Consider the following 15,235-nt stretch of genomic DNA (forward strand, 5'->3'; position numbering starts at 1 on the left):
TCGGTAGAAGTTTTTAAGCTTTGTCAATTTCGTACCAAGGATTTAGGTGAATAAGAACTTCGTCGACATCAGGTTGATTTTCCATTATAGTTTTCTTGATTTTGCGAATAATATCGTGACCTTCTTGAATGGTTAATTCACCAGCTACACCCACTCGAAGATCTATCAATACATAATGACCGTGTTCTCTTGCGCGTAGTCGATCAATGCGTTTTACTTCTGGAATAGTAAGTATTAAAGTCGTAAAGTTATCCAATCTTTCTTTACTAACACTTTTTTCCATAAGAGTGTCTATTGCTTCTATTATCATGCCATATGCAAGTTTGAAAACTAAGATGGTTACAATGATACCCGCAATTGGATCTCCGTAAGTAAGTAGTTGAATATGATAAATCTCTCCAACAAGTGCAAGGCCAATTCCCAATACGGCTGCCAATGAAGCATACACATCTGCCAGATGATCATAGGCAGTTGCAATTAAGCCTTTACTATTCGTTCTTTTGCCAATTCTAATCGTATAGACGTATAAAACTTGCTTCCATACGAGTGAAATAATTGCAGTAATAAAAGCTATTACACTTGCTTTTTCAGGTTCATGAAAAAATGCTGAAAAAGATTCAAAAGCAATATAAATTGCTGCTAGTAATAAAATTATACCGACAATGGCAGAGCTGATCACTTCAGCTTTACCGTGGCCATAAGGATGGTCTTCATCTGCTGGACGTTTTGAAATACGCATTGAAGTTAAAGCAGCACCACTTGCAATAACATCACCAGCGTTATGATAACCATCTGCAAGAAGAACCGGGCTATTGAAGAGGGTACCTACAACAATTTTTAGGATTGTTAAAATGATGTTACTTATTAAACTAATCCACCCGGCAAGTAATGAACCATTTGAATTTGTGCCTTGATTCATAAGTTTGCACCTCCTATAAAATTCTTTCCCAAGAGCAACAAAAACCCCCGACTGGTTTTAGTCGAGGGTTTTTGTTTTTTGAAATATATAGTTTTGTGAATTTGTAGTTTGTATCATAATTATCACTCACTATTTTTAGACATCTTATAATTTTACCATGAAGTTTTTGGCGGAGCAATATGAATGTTTTTTATTTCTTCTTCTATTCAAGCATATTGCTAGCCCAGCAATTTCAGAAATTAAAGCAAAGCAACATACGGATTTTCTAACCAGTTTAAGGCAATAGCTGATTTTCAAAAATTTGATTTTCAGAAGTCCCAGCAGGAGAGGGAGTCCATAAACTTGAGAGTAATAAGAAAAGGAATCTAAAAATAATACAAGGTTTAAATTACTTCTTTTTCTCTGACGATAATTTTAACCCTGTTTGATAGTATTGACTCATCATTTCTTCAGGAACCATGCTTCCACCAGTTCCCCAAATAATATGTGTACCATTACTCATCTTTTCTTTTAAATTATGCTTCTGTAAATAATCGGTGCCATCTTTACATAATTTACTTGGTCCTATCATGCCTGCTAATGCAGAAGGTTCTAAATGGATCCCCTCAGTATCGACTAGTTCTTTTAGCAACATATACAACTGTTCATCGCTAACCGTATAATTACCACTTAAAAAAGGCTCCATAGTTTTACCGACAAACCCAGATGGCTTTCCTACAGCAAGTCCATCTGCATCTGTGACATTATCTATACCAAAATCTTGTACAGAAACTTTATCATGAAGGCCAGTCATTAAACCGAGTAACATACATGGTGAGTGGGTAGGTTCTGCAAAGAAACAGTGAACATGATCTTGAAACAATAATTTTAACCCAAAAGCTACGCCTCCAGGACCACCACCTACTCCACATGGAAGATAAACAAATAAAGGATGATTCTCGTCTATTGTTACTTCTAGTTCTTCTAATTGTTTCTTCAATCGACTTGCAGCCACTGCATATCCTAAAAATAGGTCGTGTGAATTTTCATCATCCACAAAATAACATGTTGGGTCACTATCTGCTTGGATTCGGCCTTCCTCTACTGCTTTACTATAATCAGCTTCATATTCAATAACTGTGACATTTTTACTTCTAAGCAAGTCTTTTTTCCACTGTTTTGCATCAGCTGACATATGAACAGTAACATTAAACCCTAATTTTGCACTGATGATACCAATACTTAGTCCTAAATTTCCAGTCGAGCCTACAGCGATTGAATATTGTGAAAAGAAATTTCGGAATGTATCACTATCTAAAATCGAATAATCATCTTGAAGTGTTAACATTTTATGTTGAAATGCTAAGTCTTCTGCATGTTTGAGAATTTCATAAATGCCACCTCGTGCTTTAATAGATCCTGAGATAGGAAGCTGGCTATCACATTTTAGTAATAATTCACCTAATATTGGTTGTTGATATCCTTGTTCTAAGGAACGTTTCATGTCAGGAATTTTGACTAAAGGAGATTCTATGATACCATTCGTTTCTTTTGTTTCAGGGAAAACCTTGGCAATATATGGAGCGAAACGTTTCAATCTTTCCTCTGCATCACTTACCTCTTCTTTAGTAAGAGGGGATTTTTTTATTCCCGTTTCAAATTTTTCGATATTTGGATTCACCCAAAATACTTCTTCCAAAGAAATGAGCTTATTTAGTAAAGGATATTGTTCCTTCAATGTTTGTATTTCTTTGCTTTCAATTTCTTTCATTTGTCTGAACCTCCTCATTTTCTTGTAGCAAGCCGTTCTATAAATTATAATTAAATAAATTTAAATACAGTTTAACACACACTTACTGTCATGTTAATTTAAATTTACTTTGTTTAAATTAAATTTAATGTATTTTAAGGAGTATCGATTATGGAGAATATAGATATTGGTAAGAAAGTAGAGAAATTTAGAAAAGCTAAAGGTTTAAGTAGTAGGGAATTAGCAAAATTAGCAGAAATTACACCTTCAATGTTAAGCCAGATTGAACGAGGTTTAGCTAATCCGTCTATTCAAACCCTAAAGGTCTTAGCTAAAGCTCTAAATGTTCCAACTTTTAGTTTTTTACTTGAAGAAATAATTACGGAGGATTTAATCGTTAGATCCAGTAAACGTAAGAAAATAATCATTGATAATTTGACCTATGAGTTATTGTCACCTGATTTCACAGGGAATTTGGCAACAGCGATTATGAAAGTACCTTCGAATACTTCTTCATCAGAAAATCCTTTAGAACATAGGGGAGAGGAAGTGGCATATATTTTGGAAGGGAAAATTAAGTTGTATTTGGATGAAGATGAATATCTATTAGAAGCTGGTGATAGTGTGAAGATACCAGCAAACTTGAAACATAAATGGGAAAATAATTTTGTTGAAAATGCAGTTGTATTATTTTCAGTTACACCTCCTGCATTTTAATGAAGATAAATGTAATCTGTTCTTTCAGAATGAGATGTAATTGTTGAGAATCCTTTATTATATTTAATGTTATTTTAGTTGTTTCGAGAAAAATGAATACTGTATGGAGAAAAAAACACACATAACACTGTTCCATTTCTGAAAGGTGTTATGTGTGTATAGTGTATTAAAGTTAAACAACTTTATTGGTTTGTTGAAAAATTTTATGTTATCAAGAGCAATCAAATGGAAAAAAATTCTATTTTATATATTCATTACTCACTAGTTCATTTTGGATGACGTCAGTTGGAATAATAAACTCGACTACACCCATATAACCAGGAGAAACTTCATATTTATCAAATGAAATTACTAATTTACCTTTGTTATTTATATAGAAATTTTGATCCTTAACTATCTTTTCAAATGGATCAAATACTAACTCTTCACCAGATCCACTTACCCAATATGTCAATTCAGGATCCTCTTTCATTTGTGCTCGCATTTGCTCTTGTATATTTTTACTAATAACATCTATATAATTTTCATTCTTAAATAAGCTTGGCAGTGTTATGAAAATTTCCTTCTCTTTGTCAATTGTATCAAATTTTAAAGTCGTAGATGAAGAACCAACGGTATTTACATAATATCTAGCGATTGAAAGAAGTTTTTTGGTGTCTGTTTTAATTTCATAACCACTATTTGCACCTAAATGACCGCCTCCATTTTTCTTCAGCTCTTTCATATCAGCTAAAAATGCTTGATATAATTGTTCACTCTCTTTTAAATATTTTTCGTTTAGACTGTTTTCTAATTCTTTGTTGTCTAAGTTAGTTAGTGCTGGAACTTTATAGTCTGCATTGTAAGTACCTTCATCAACTTTAAACTCTCTAAACGTAATTATGTTTACAACTTTATCTAAAATCGGAATATCAGAAAAAGCATATGCAATAGTTGAACTTGTATTGACACTCGTAATAAATAAAGCTACTGCAACTGCAACTCCTATATACATTTTTTTTAGTTTGCTTTTCTTCTTTTGATGTAATGCATCTTTCACAACTGTTTGTATGTCTTCTGGTATTTCAATTTCTTGATATTCTTTTATCAATTGTTTCATTCTTTTCATTCTTTTGAACCTCCTGGATTCACTCTTCTAATTCAATTTTCAATAGCTTTAATGCTTTATATAACCTTGTTTTTATAGTATTAACGTTTTCTTCCAATGTATTGGCGATTTCTTCAATCTTCATATCTTCAAAAAAGCGAAGCATAATAATGGAGCGATAAGAATTTGGTAGCGATTCAATTGCTTTTTTCAAATCTATATTGGTATATGAATCCGTGGCATTAGGTAAATGGAATTCAATGTCTTCTGATTCCATCATAATTACTTTTTTTCGCTTTCTAATGCTATCAATTGCAGTATTGATTACTATTCGATACATCCAACTTTTCATTACTGACTCATCTTCTAGCGTATGAAGTGAACTTAGTCCTTTTCGAATAGATTCCTGGACAACATCTAAAGCATCTTGTTGATTTTTCATATAACTATAAGAAAAGCGATATAGGTTTGTATGATTTTCAGTTACAAACGAAATATAAGCTTTCTCTAATTTCCTTTTTTTGAACATAATATTACTCCCTTGATACGCATCAAATTTGTATACGGTGCTAAGACGTGGGTTTCTTGCAAAAAGTTTTATGTAATTAAAATCTTTTTCATAACTATTTTTGTTTTAGTGAAGTAACAATCAATTGCGGGAGAAATATCTTGTGTAATTAAATAAATAGAAAAAGGAAAATCTTTTTTAGTAGAATCAAGAATGGAGGATGAAGGGGGAGAGGAGCTAATAACAGAAGGTGGTTATCCTAAAGCAATTGGAAAAAACAAATTTAAACTACGAAGTGATTCTGATTAATTTTGAACTGAATCCCGATTAGTAGACACTTAAAAAGTGACCCAATTCGAGGTTCAGTTCAATTTTTCATGTATAGCTATTTTTTACTTTTATTTGATTTTTTACTTTTGTTATTTGATTTAGGAGCAAATTCAGCAGCAAATTCTTCGTTGTTATTGGGGTCATTATTATTACTGTTGTAGCTACTATTACTGTTGTCTATAGTCTTGTTATGATTTCTTAAATTTTTCGTTTTGTTGTTGTTCTTAGACATGGATCTTCACCTCCTAGAGTGTAAGGTGCACAGTATTAGAATGTTTTATTCTTAATGAAAATTTCTGCATTTAAAACATAACAAGGAGATTGAAGAAGGAATGGGTACATAATTACCAAGATACGGATTTAGCGCTTCTGTCGCTTTACGAAGTGCTTGAGAAGTGCCCAAATTAATCAAGTTAGCGGCATGTTCAGAAGTCGAATTTGTTACCCAATTTATCTAGCGATCCTTTTAGGTATTGCAACGATTGTTTCGAATGAATGTTAAGCAGTGACCTTTGCTCATTTGCTTCATAGGTTATAACAAAAATTTACATATAATTTTAGCCTGTTTTTGGTAAGTAATATAAGGTAGCATTAAAGAACAAGGGGGAATGGAAATGGCTGGATTACAAAAAGGTGAAGTATATTTAGTAGAACCTGATGATAACTGGGTGCAATCATTCAAAAATGAGAAGGATATTTTGCAAAGAGTTTTAGGGGATTTAATAATAGATATTCAGCATATTGGTAGTACAGCTATTCCAGGAATTAAAGCTAAGCCACTGATAGATATTCTTATTGGTTTGAGAAGATTAGAAGATTTTAAAACGTTTGATTTTCAAAAGCTAATAAAGAACGGTTATTATCATTTAGCGAAAGTTAACATTGAAGGCAAGCAAGTCATTGCAAAGTTTGAAAGTTTGGAGCCCCTTATCAAAACGCATGTTGCTCACGTTGTAGAGTATGAAGGAGAATGGTGGCAAAAGCATATACTATTCCGTGATCGCTTAACAGAGCAACCAGAACTGGCAAAGGAATATGAACAGTTAAAAATAAAGCTGTCTAACGAACATCCAAACAATGAAAATGCTTATGCTAATGCGAAGTTAGAGTTTGTGGATAGAGTCATTACGATGAATGTAGATTAGCTTTTTGGAGGTATTTATTATGCAAATAGAAAACAGCACATTTCCAATAATAGAAACTGATAGATTAATATTAAGAAAAGTTACAGAAGATGATGCAAGTAGTGTTTTAAAATATATGTCTGATAATGAAGTAGTAAAGCATATTGGATTAGAACCTTTTAACACAGTTGTGGATGCAATGGATGAAATCACTTGGTATCAAACAATATTTGAACAGGGAACAGGAATTAGATGGGGAATTACTTTGAAAGAAAATAATGAAGTAATTGGAAGCTGTGGTTTTCTTAACAGGGTTCCTAAGCATTTTCGTACAGAAATCGGTATTGAATTAAGCAAAGATTATTGGGGACAAGGTATTGCTAGCGAGGCTTTTGAAGCGGTAATTAGATACGGGTTTGAAAATTTTAAACTTCAAAGGATTGAAGCGTTAATTGAACCTGAAAATATCGCATCACAAAAATTAGCTGAAAAGCAAGGCTTTATAAGAGAAGGATTGCTAAGAAATTATGAGTTTACTTGTGGTAAATTTGATGACTTATATATGTATTCACTGCTAAAGCAAGATTTTGAATTAAATGAATCAAAAAGTTAATTTAAAAAATCAGATAAGCCTATCCTATTTATTAAAAGTTTCAATTCAATTTTCACAACAGAAATCATTGGAATATTCTAATTATTATGTTAAGTTAATAAACAAATATGAGGTGAATTATATGTTACGAACAAAAATTTTAAGTAACACATCACAATTCCATCATCACATCTAGTCTTGCTATCCGATTTTAAAAAATCGCGCATAGGAAGACTATTTATATTGAACTGCATCGATAAAGGGAATCACTTTATCAGGTGCAGTTTTTTTATTTTCAAAAAATTAGGGGGAATATCAAATGAGAAAAATGGATTATCAAAATGTTAAAGGTACACAAGATTATTTACCTGAAGCTGAAGTGATTAGAAGGAAAATTAGAAGAACGCTTGAAGACACATTTATACAATACGGCTGTAAACCACTTGAAACACCAATATTGAATTATACGGAGCTAATGGCTTCAAAGTACGGTGGTGGTGCAGAAATATTAGAGGAAATGTACACATTAACTGATCGGGGAGAGAGAGATTTAGCTCTTCGCTATGATTTAACGATTCCTTTCGCAAAAGTTTTCGCGATGAATCCCGCGATTAGAATGCCTTTTAAGCGATATGAAATTGGTAAAGTTTTTAGAGATGGGCCAATAAAGACAGGACGATTCCGTGAATTTACACAATGTGATGTAGATATCGTAGGGGTAGAATCTCAAATTGCTGAAGCAGAGCTGATGGAAATGGCCCTTTCAGCCTTTAACAAGTTAGATTTGAAAATCGCCATACAATATAACAACCGAAAGTTATTATCAGGAATGTTAGAAATGATTGAAGTTCCTACTGACCAAATGAGTGCAGTAATATTAGTGTTGGATAAATTAGAGAAAGTGGGGGTTCCAGCGGTAAAGAAGGAACTCAGTGAATTAGGTTTACCATTAACAGTAGTAGATTCCATCGAGCGTTTTTTAACTGATGAGAAGAATAAGACGATCAATTATTTTGTGCCATTTTCTAAAGTGAATAACAATATTGAGCAGGGCGTAAATGAATTAAAAGCATTAGAATCATTCTTAACATATTTGAATATTTCGGAGCAATGTATTTTCAACCCATTTTTAGCAAGAGGTTTGGAAATCTATACGGGTACAATTTATGAACTATTTTTAGTCGACAAGACAATTAAATCAAGCATTGGTAGTGGAGGGAGATATGATAATGCTATTGCAGGGTTACTTGGTTCGGATCAGTCTTTTTCAACTGTCGGCATATCTTTTGGATTAGATGTCATTTATACAGCTATTTCATTGAACGATTCAACTGCATTAGAGGCTTCATTACTCGATTATTACATCATACCAATGAACACATTAATGGAATCCTTATTAGTTGCAACACGATTGAGACAGAAGGGATACAAGGTGGAACTAGATATGAGTAATAAGAAAATTGGCAAAGCGTTAGACCGTGCGAATAGTGAAGGCATTCGAAATGTAATTATAGTAGGAGAGAATGAAGTAGAGCTTAATCAAATAACGGTGAAAAATATGGAGACAGGTGAAACGAGAGTAGAGCCATTTCAGTTTTCAAGCTAAGAAGACTTATTACAAAAGGCTCCGTTTTATTAAATTGTTGCTTTTAAGCATATTCGATTTTAAGTCGAATATGCTTAATTTTTCGTAGGGTGAACAATCCAAAATAGCCCTTAGAATATAAGTTTATATAGAATGTAACCAAAAAATAATACTAAAATTAATATGCCTGTACCTTTCCAACCCATACCGCCTGTTAAATCAGTTAAATTTCCACTACTTCCTCTATTTAATGCATCGTGTATAGAACCAGAGGGATTATTTTTCAATTCACTTTGTCTTAAGCGTTCTCTTTTTTCTTCGGGTGTTTCTTTTAGACTCATATTCCCCTCACATTCTGCCCATTTCTTAATAGTGGCTATTTTTTTTAATGCATTATAGATTAATATTCTACAAATTTTCCGATAAGCCTTGTTATGCGATTATTTCTTATATTGTAACGGTAGCGTTTTTTCTAAAGCGGCAGGTGAATTGTTAGTAGCAAAAAGACAACTAACTTGACTAAAAAACAGAAAATAGATATGGTAGACAAATGATATCTATGATTAGGAGTGAATTATAAGGTGAAATATTCAAAAGCAACGAATTACGCTCTTCATACCATGTTATATTTAGTCAATGTTACTTCAGAGAAACATGTAGGTGTTCAGCAACTTGCAACACATCAAGATGTTTCAACTACATATTTGTCAAAAATATTGACTAAGCTTGCTAAGGCGGGGATGGTTGAATCAGTTTCTGGTGCCAATGGTGGATATAAATTAAAACCTAATTGGGAAGACATATCTTTTTTAGATATTATTCAGGCTATTGAAGGTCCTACATCCTTATTTGACTATTGTTTACATCATGATCCGAATTGCTTGATTCAAAAAGTTATTGTTTCAGCAGAAGAAAAGATGTTAGATGAATTAAGAAATCAAAAAATTGTAGACATAGCTAAACAAATGACAGAGGCTCATTAAGCCCTGTTTTTTTACACTAATCATAGTTATTAGAGAGTATTAATATCCGTAATTAAAAAATACAAAAAAAGAACAGGATGAAGAAAATGACTATTTTTGATTGTATTATTATTGGAGCAGGCCCAGCTGGATTAAGTGCCAGTTTAACATTAGGAAGAGCTAGAAGGAACATCGCAATATTTGATAACGGTACAAATAGAAATAGAGTGACACAGGAGTCACATGGATTTATCACTCGAGATGGCATTAAGCCACAAGAGTTTAAAGAAATAGGATTAAACGAATTGAAAAGTTATCCATCCGTATCTTATTTCCAAAAAACAGTCACAGAAATTATCAAAGATTCTAGTAATGAACAATTTATCGCAAAAACAGAAGATGGCCAGGAATTTGTTGCAGAAAAAGTGATTTTAGCAGCTGGGATTCAAGAAGTATTTTCCTTTCAGAGTGTACGCGAGTATTATGGGAAAAGCCTCTTTAGTTGTCCATACTGCGATGGGTGGGAGCTACGAGATAAGCCATTAGTTGTCATGGCAGATAACGAGGCGCATATAATGCATTTGGCTAAACTAGTCTATAACTGGTCAAATGATTTAGTAGTCTTAACTAACGGAGTAGAACTGTCTAAAGATGGGGCTAGTGTATTACAAAAGCGCAATATTAAAGTAAAAACAGAGCCGATTAAAAAATTAATAGGCGATGACGGTTATCTTCAAAAAATTGAATTTGTATCAGGAGAAACGATATCAAGGTCCGGTGGGTTTGTTGTACCTTCGTTTTATCGACCAAATCAATTTGTTGAGCAACTAAGATGTAAAGTACATGAAAATGGAATAGTAGAGACAGATGGATCAGGTCGCACATCTCAAAAAAATGTGTACATTGCTGGTGAAAGCGAAAAATCAGGACCCTCTTCTTTAATGTTTGCTGCTGCAGATGGCAGTAAAGCTGCATTCTCTGTAAATATTGATCTTACTACGGAACGTTTTTGATTAAATTTACAGCAAAAATAATGGTCTGTTTATGAAGTGTATTTTACAACCATGTCTACGATCACAGGCTGAATAATAGCAGGGAAAAAAACTTTTTTCTATATTTTTCTTTTACAAAAGTAACCTCAATCTTTCAAAGAAAGAATAAGTAAATCTTATTTTCTTCTTTTTTAGATTGGGGTTTTATTAATAGTTCATCATTAACATTTATAGTAAAATTAAAGTAAGATTGGAAAATAGGTTCGAGGAGTGTGTAGATGAGTATGATGTTCAAAGATTTCTACCGAGAAGAATTAACAATAGACGATATACAAGATGCAATGGCAAAGGGGGAAGTGACTGCTAAAGAGTTAACGATGTACTACCTTGATCGAATAGCAAAATATGATCAAGGTGGACCTAAGATTAATTCGATGCTTGAAATAAATCCTGAAGCAATTTTCATAGCAGAAGCATTAGATCATGAAAGAACGATCAAAGGGGCTAGAGGACCTTTGCACGGAATTCCAGTTGTCTTAAAAGACAATATTGAAACGAATGATCATATGCATACGAGTGCAGGGACACTAGCACTCGAAAATTACTGTAGTTCAACAGATGCTTTTCTAGTAGATAAATTGCGAAAAGCTGGAGCTGTTATTTTAGGCAAGGCCAATATGACGGAACTAGCAAATGCAATGTCGACGACAATGTGGACTGGCTATAGTGCTAGAGGAGGTCAAGTATTGAATCCATACGGTGACCCCAATCTATTTGTAGGTGGTTCAAGCTCAGGATCGGCAGTAGCTGTAGCAGCAAACTTTTCGGTTTTAGCTATAGGAACTGAAACAGATGCATCTATTCTTAGTCCAGCTACCCTGAACTCAGTCGTAGGTATCAAACCAACTGTTGGTCTAATCAGTCGAAAAGGAATTATTCCATTTACATATTCGCAAGACACAGCAGGCTCCTTTGCAAGAACTGTAAGAGATGCAGCGATTTTGCTTGGAGCCATGGTCGGTGTTGACGAGCAAGATCCGGCTACACATAAGTTGAAAGAAAGAGAAATCGAGGATTATACGAGTTATTTACATACTGATGGACTAAAAGGAGCTAGGATTGGAGTCTTTACACATGGTTCTGACGGGTTTTATAACTCAGATGAATATGACGGAGTATTATTTGAAAATGCAGTTCAATCATTACATGATCAAGGTGCAACAGTGGTGAAAGATATTGAAATCCCAGCGTTTCATAGACAACGTAATGGTGCTGTTCTCTTATATGAACTGAAGCACAGCCTCGACAACTATTTATCGAAACTTCCACCACAACAACCTGTACATTCTTTTATTGAACTAATTCAGTTCAATAAAGACCATGCAGATCGAGCGTTAAAAAATGGGCAAGACAGATTAGAGCAGCGTGAACATCTACCAAACACATTGCGTAATCCAGAATATTTAACTGCGCGATTAGAGGATATCTATTTTTCTGAACAACAAGGAATTGGCTTTGCATTAAAAAAATACAATTTAGATGCTGTTCTATTTCCATCATATTTAGGCTCTACTGTTTCAGCAAAAGCAGGTTATCCAACGATTGCAGTACCAGCAGGTTATATGGAATCAGGAAGACCATTCGGCATTACTTTTGCGGGCACGTCATTTAACGAAGGAACATTGATCAAACTGGCTTATGCCTTTGAACAAGCGACTAAACATAGAAAAGAACCGAATATTTAGTAAGGTCTAATTGGAGTAGTATACAACTCCATATCATTTCTAAAATAATAGTTACTAAAAAAGGGGAATTAGAAATGTGGAAAAAATCTCTTCCAGTCACTCAAACAAATATACTCCTAATAATAGATAAAGCAGAAAGAGGGACACTATGCAACCGTCAAAAAAACCAACTAATAAGAAACGAGTAAATAATGTAAAACCGAAACAACGTGCCAATCTTTCACTTCGTATGAATATACTTTTCTTCGCAATCTTTGTTTTATTTTCTTCACTTATTTTACGTTTAGGTTATATGCAAATTGTAAAAGGAGAAGAGTATGTTAAAGTCTTGGCACAACCTGAAGAAGTAACGGTTAATACTAGTGTTCCTAGAGGGCGTATTTACGATAGGCTTGGTCGTGTTTTAGTTGATAATGAACCAAAAAATGCGATTACTTATACGAAAACGCAAACAACGACAACTAAAGAAATGTTAAAAACAGCAAAAAAACTAACTAGGCTTATAAAAATGGATACAAAATCAATAACTGAGCGGGATAAGAAGGATTATTGGATCATGCTTCATAATGAAGAAGCGAATGCCAAAGTAAGTAAAAAGGAAATGCTTGAAATACATACGGATACAGAACTTTCGACTGCAGAACAACAAGCTAAAATAGATAGTTTAATACGTAAGCGCATAAAGAATAAAGAGTTAGAATCATTTTCTAAATCAGATTTACAAGTATTGGCGATTTTCAGATTGATGGCTTCGGGCTACTACTTGTCTCCACAAATTATTAAAAGTGATAATGTATCAGATAAAGAATTTGCTGTTGTATCTGAACGTTTGACAGACTTACCAGGCGTTAACACAACAACGGATTGGTCACGTGTGAAAAACTCGACGTTAAGTATTTTAGGGTCCACAACTACACCAGCAGAGGGTATTCCAAAGGATAAGCTGAAATATTATATAGCTCGTGATTATTCACGTAATGACCGTGTTGGGAAAAGTTATATTGAAGCTCAATATGAAGAGCAATTACAGGGCAAGAAAGTCATTGTAAAAAATGAGACAAACGGAAAGGGGCAAATTGTTGAGACCAAGACAATATCAGAGGGCTCTCCAGGTGATGAACTAATATTAACAATTGATAGTGAATTACATGCTAGTTTGAATAGAATTGTTGAAAAACAATTACTAGCTGCTAAAGCACAAAGTGGATCTTCATTGCTCGATCGTGCCTTTCTAGTTATGATGAACCCAAATACAGGTGAAGTATTATCAATGGTTGGTAAAAAAATAGAGACAGATGAAGAAGGTAAAACCGTAGTAAATGATTATGCCATTGGGACATTTACCACTGCATATGAAGTAGGATCAGTTGTTAAACCGGCTACAATTTTGACCGGTTATTCATTAGATGCAATTAACATAGGTGACAGATTAATCGATACGCCTATTAAGATAGGAGATACAATCAAGCAATCTATCTTTAATCCTTCAGGTTCAATTGTGCTCGATGATTTAACAGCACTGGAACGCTCGTCTAATGTTTATATGTTTAGAGTGGCGATGAAAATTGCTGGTGTAAATTATGTGCCTGGAGCAGGATTAGCAGTACAACAAAAGGATTTTACAAAGATTCGTAACTCCTTTGCGCAATTTGGTTTAGGTGTTCAAACCGGAATTGATTTACCTGGTGAATTTGAAGGAGTGAAAGGAACTGAAACGCTATCTGGTAAACTACTTGATTTAGTAATAGGTCAGTATGATACTTTTACACCTCTACAGTTAGCGCAATATGTGTCGACAATAGCAAATGATGGAAAGCGTATTAAACCCCATGTCGTGAAAGAAATACGTGAAGCATCTGAAGATGGAAAAATATTAGGACCCATTGTAAATAATATTCAACCAACTGTATTAAACACAATAGATAATACGCAAGAAGAAATTGATCATGTGAAGAATGGTATGCATCGCGTTTACTTTGGGAGCCAAGGTTCAGCAGCTAGTAACTTCCGTGATGCGGACTTCGATGCAGCAGGTAAAACAGGTACAGCACAAGTGGTTTATTATGGAGATGGAAAAAAGACAGATACTTTAACATTAGCTCATATTGGTTTTGCGCCATATGATAACCCGGAAATTTCCTATGCAGTAGTTGTACCATGGGTGACAACAAACTCATCTATAGACAAGTCCATTAACAATATCATTGCACGTCAAGCTGTGGATAAATACTTTGAGATTCAAAAGAAAAATACGAAAAAGACTGGACAATTAGTAGGAGAAAAGATTAGAAAGCCAATTTCTGAAGAAAAAATCGATGAAGAGGAAGATGGGGATCTTTAACTTTTTCTCTGAATAACAATGATTGGAGCTACTGAAAAAGAATGTAGTGGGAATTTGTAAACATATATTTATTTGTTAAAAGAGGGAGAGATTTCAATGCAATTATTATTCCATTATAACTGGTTAGTAAGAGAAGAATGGTACAGCTGGTGTGAGGGTTTAACAGAAGAAGAACTTCTAAAGAATCGAACTGGAGGGGTAGGCAGTATATTACAAACACTCTTTCATATAGTTGATGTGGAGTGGAGCTGGATACGTCTAATCCAAGGTAAAGAGGATTTTCAAGAGAATTTTGATGATTATAAGAGCATAAGCAAAGTCCGAGAATTAGACGCTAGATTTCATAAGGAAGTAGAGGAGTTTGTAAACAACTGGGATGACAGCATGGAAAGTAATAAATTTTACGATCTACAATCAGATGGCAGTCATTCAATAGACACTTGGGGTGAAGTGATGCGACATATTATTGCTCATGAAATTCATCACATCGGCCAATTGTCCGTTTGGGCTAGAGAAATTGGGAAGAAGCCTGTATCAGCAAACTTTATAGGTAAGGGACTCGGCACTCATTAAAATCATTACTCCGATACTTATTATGAAAATA

At 33.9% G+C, this 15,235-nt stretch carries 15 protein-coding genes; 9 read left to right on the top strand and 6 right to left on the bottom strand.

Translation table 11 applies throughout. From position 1 onward, the window contains the following. Positions 1-13: 13 nt before the first annotated feature. Complete coding sequence (locus tag AC3IS5_RS08085) at positions 14-919, bottom strand: cation diffusion facilitator family transporter (protein WP_053416051.1); 906 nt, start codon at positions 917-919, stop codon at positions 14-16. 388 nt (positions 920-1,307) lie between these two features. Beyond that, positions 1,308-2,669, bottom strand: a complete 1,362-nt coding sequence (gene dsdA, locus AC3IS5_RS08090; RefSeq protein ID WP_489427326.1) for a D-serine ammonia-lyase — start codon at positions 2,667-2,669, stop codon at positions 1,308-1,310. A 150-nt stretch (positions 2,670-2,819) separates the two neighbouring features. On the opposite strand from dsdA, the gene AC3IS5_RS08095 reads away from it, so the two are divergent. Continuing rightward, on the top strand, positions 2,820-3,365 hold the full coding sequence (locus tag AC3IS5_RS08095) for a helix-turn-helix domain-containing protein (protein WP_489427327.1): 546 nt from the start codon (positions 2,820-2,822) through the stop codon (positions 3,363-3,365). A gap of 238 nt (positions 3,366-3,603) precedes the next feature. On the opposite strand, the gene rsiV is transcribed toward AC3IS5_RS08095, so the two are convergent. The 3 genes from rsiV to AC3IS5_RS08110 form a co-directional block, all read right to left on the bottom strand. Then, positions 3,604-4,473, bottom strand: coding sequence for an anti-sigma-V factor RsiV (gene rsiV, locus AC3IS5_RS08100; RefSeq protein ID WP_489427328.1), 870 nt, complete (start codon positions 4,471-4,473; stop codon positions 3,604-3,606). Between the two features lie 19 nt (positions 4,474-4,492). Beyond that, the gene (sigV, locus tag AC3IS5_RS08105) at positions 4,493-4,981 is read right to left on the bottom strand and encodes an RNA polymerase sigma factor SigV (protein WP_489427329.1); all 489 of its coding nucleotides are present in this window, start codon (positions 4,979-4,981) and stop codon (positions 4,493-4,495) included. A 364-nt stretch (positions 4,982-5,345) separates the two neighbouring features. Next, positions 5,346-5,522 (bottom strand): hypothetical protein, encoded by a 177-nt coding sequence (locus tag AC3IS5_RS08110; RefSeq protein WP_403983003.1) that lies wholly within the window; start codon positions 5,520-5,522, stop codon positions 5,346-5,348. Positions 5,523-5,904: 382 nt separating this feature from the next. Between AC3IS5_RS08110 and AC3IS5_RS08115 the strand changes: the two genes are divergently transcribed. The 3 genes from AC3IS5_RS08115 (at position 5,905) to AC3IS5_RS08125 (ending at position 8,612) form a co-directional block, all read left to right on the top strand. Beyond that, a complete protein-coding gene (locus AC3IS5_RS08115; protein ID WP_489427330.1) occupies positions 5,905-6,435 on the top strand; it encodes a GrpB family protein in 531 nt (176 codons plus the stop codon). A 19-nt stretch (positions 6,436-6,454) separates the two neighbouring features. Next, positions 6,455-7,027: a GNAT family N-acetyltransferase gene (locus AC3IS5_RS08120; protein ID WP_489427331.1), complete on the top strand. Its 573-nt coding sequence runs from the start codon at positions 6,455-6,457 to the stop codon at positions 7,025-7,027. A 298-nt stretch (positions 7,028-7,325) separates the two neighbouring features. Beyond that, positions 7,326-8,612 carry a histidine--tRNA ligase gene (locus tag AC3IS5_RS08125; RefSeq protein WP_489427332.1) on the top strand — a complete coding sequence of 429 codons (1,287 nt, stop codon included), beginning with the start codon at positions 7,326-7,328 and terminating at the stop codon, positions 8,610-8,612. A 110-nt stretch (positions 8,613-8,722) separates the two neighbouring features. Here AC3IS5_RS08125 and AC3IS5_RS08130 read toward each other — a convergent pair whose 3' ends face one another. After that, positions 8,723-8,932 (bottom strand): DUF6366 family protein, encoded by a 210-nt coding sequence (locus AC3IS5_RS08130; protein ID WP_489427333.1) that lies wholly within the window; start codon positions 8,930-8,932, stop codon positions 8,723-8,725. Positions 8,933-9,172: 240 nt separating this feature from the next. On the opposite strand from AC3IS5_RS08130, the gene AC3IS5_RS08135 reads away from it, so the two are divergent. From AC3IS5_RS08135 to AC3IS5_RS08155, 5 genes are all read left to right on the top strand, one after another. Then, positions 9,173-9,574, top strand: a complete 402-nt coding sequence (locus AC3IS5_RS08135) for an Rrf2 family transcriptional regulator (protein WP_489427334.1) — start codon at positions 9,173-9,175, stop codon at positions 9,572-9,574. A gap of 86 nt (positions 9,575-9,660) precedes the next feature. Beyond that, on the top strand, positions 9,661-10,566 hold the full coding sequence (locus AC3IS5_RS08140) for an NAD(P)/FAD-dependent oxidoreductase (RefSeq protein WP_489427335.1): 906 nt from the start codon (positions 9,661-9,663) through the stop codon (positions 10,564-10,566). Positions 10,567-10,823: 257 nt separating this feature from the next. Next, positions 10,824-12,290 carry an amidase family protein gene (locus AC3IS5_RS08145; protein ID WP_489427336.1) on the top strand — a complete coding sequence of 489 codons (1,467 nt, stop codon included), beginning with the start codon at positions 10,824-10,826 and terminating at the stop codon, positions 12,288-12,290. Between the two features lie 148 nt (positions 12,291-12,438). Continuing rightward, on the top strand, positions 12,439-14,631 hold the full coding sequence (locus tag AC3IS5_RS08150; protein ID WP_489427337.1) for a peptidoglycan D,D-transpeptidase FtsI family protein: 2,193 nt from the start codon (positions 12,439-12,441) through the stop codon (positions 14,629-14,631). Positions 14,632-14,727: 96 nt separating this feature from the next. Continuing rightward, positions 14,728-15,204 carry a DinB family protein gene (locus AC3IS5_RS08155; RefSeq protein ID WP_489427338.1) on the top strand — a complete coding sequence of 159 codons (477 nt, stop codon included), beginning with the start codon at positions 14,728-14,730 and terminating at the stop codon, positions 15,202-15,204. Positions 15,205-15,235: the final 31 nt, after the last annotated feature.

Source organism: Viridibacillus sp. KH_047, from assembly GCF_057838945.1.

Coding starts and splice junctions, on each gene's coding strand:
- AC3IS5_RS08085 (WP_053416051.1), bottom strand. CDS start 919: ATGAATCAAGGCACAAATTCAAATGGTTCATTACTTGCCGGGTGGATT.
- dsdA (WP_489427326.1), bottom strand. CDS start 2,669: ATGAAAGAAATTGAAAGCAAAGAAATACAAACATTGAAGGAACAATAT.
- AC3IS5_RS08095 (WP_489427327.1), top strand. CDS start 2,820: ATGGAGAATATAGATATTGGTAAGAAAGTAGAGAAATTTAGAAAAGCT.
- rsiV (WP_489427328.1), bottom strand. CDS start 4,473: ATGAAAAGAATGAAACAATTGATAAAAGAATATCAAGAAATTGAAATA.
- sigV (WP_489427329.1), bottom strand. CDS start 4,981: ATGTTCAAAAAAAGGAAATTAGAGAAAGCTTATATTTCGTTTGTAACT.
- AC3IS5_RS08110 (WP_403983003.1), bottom strand. CDS start 5,522: ATGTCTAAGAACAACAACAAAACGAAAAATTTAAGAAATCATAACAAG.
- AC3IS5_RS08115 (WP_489427330.1), top strand. CDS start 5,905: ATGGCTGGATTACAAAAAGGTGAAGTATATTTAGTAGAACCTGATGAT.
- AC3IS5_RS08120 (WP_489427331.1), top strand. CDS start 6,455: ATGCAAATAGAAAACAGCACATTTCCAATAATAGAAACTGATAGATTA.
- AC3IS5_RS08125 (WP_489427332.1), top strand. CDS start 7,326: ATGAGAAAAATGGATTATCAAAATGTTAAAGGTACACAAGATTATTTA.
- AC3IS5_RS08130 (WP_489427333.1), bottom strand. CDS start 8,932: ATGAGTCTAAAAGAAACACCCGAAGAAAAAAGAGAACGCTTAAGACAA.
- AC3IS5_RS08140 (WP_489427335.1), top strand. CDS start 9,661: ATGACTATTTTTGATTGTATTATTATTGGAGCAGGCCCAGCTGGATTA.
- AC3IS5_RS08145 (WP_489427336.1), top strand. CDS start 10,824: ATGAGTATGATGTTCAAAGATTTCTACCGAGAAGAATTAACAATAGAC.
- AC3IS5_RS08150 (WP_489427337.1), top strand. CDS start 12,439: ATGCAACCGTCAAAAAAACCAACTAATAAGAAACGAGTAAATAATGTA.
- AC3IS5_RS08155 (WP_489427338.1), top strand. CDS start 14,728: ATGCAATTATTATTCCATTATAACTGGTTAGTAAGAGAAGAATGGTAC.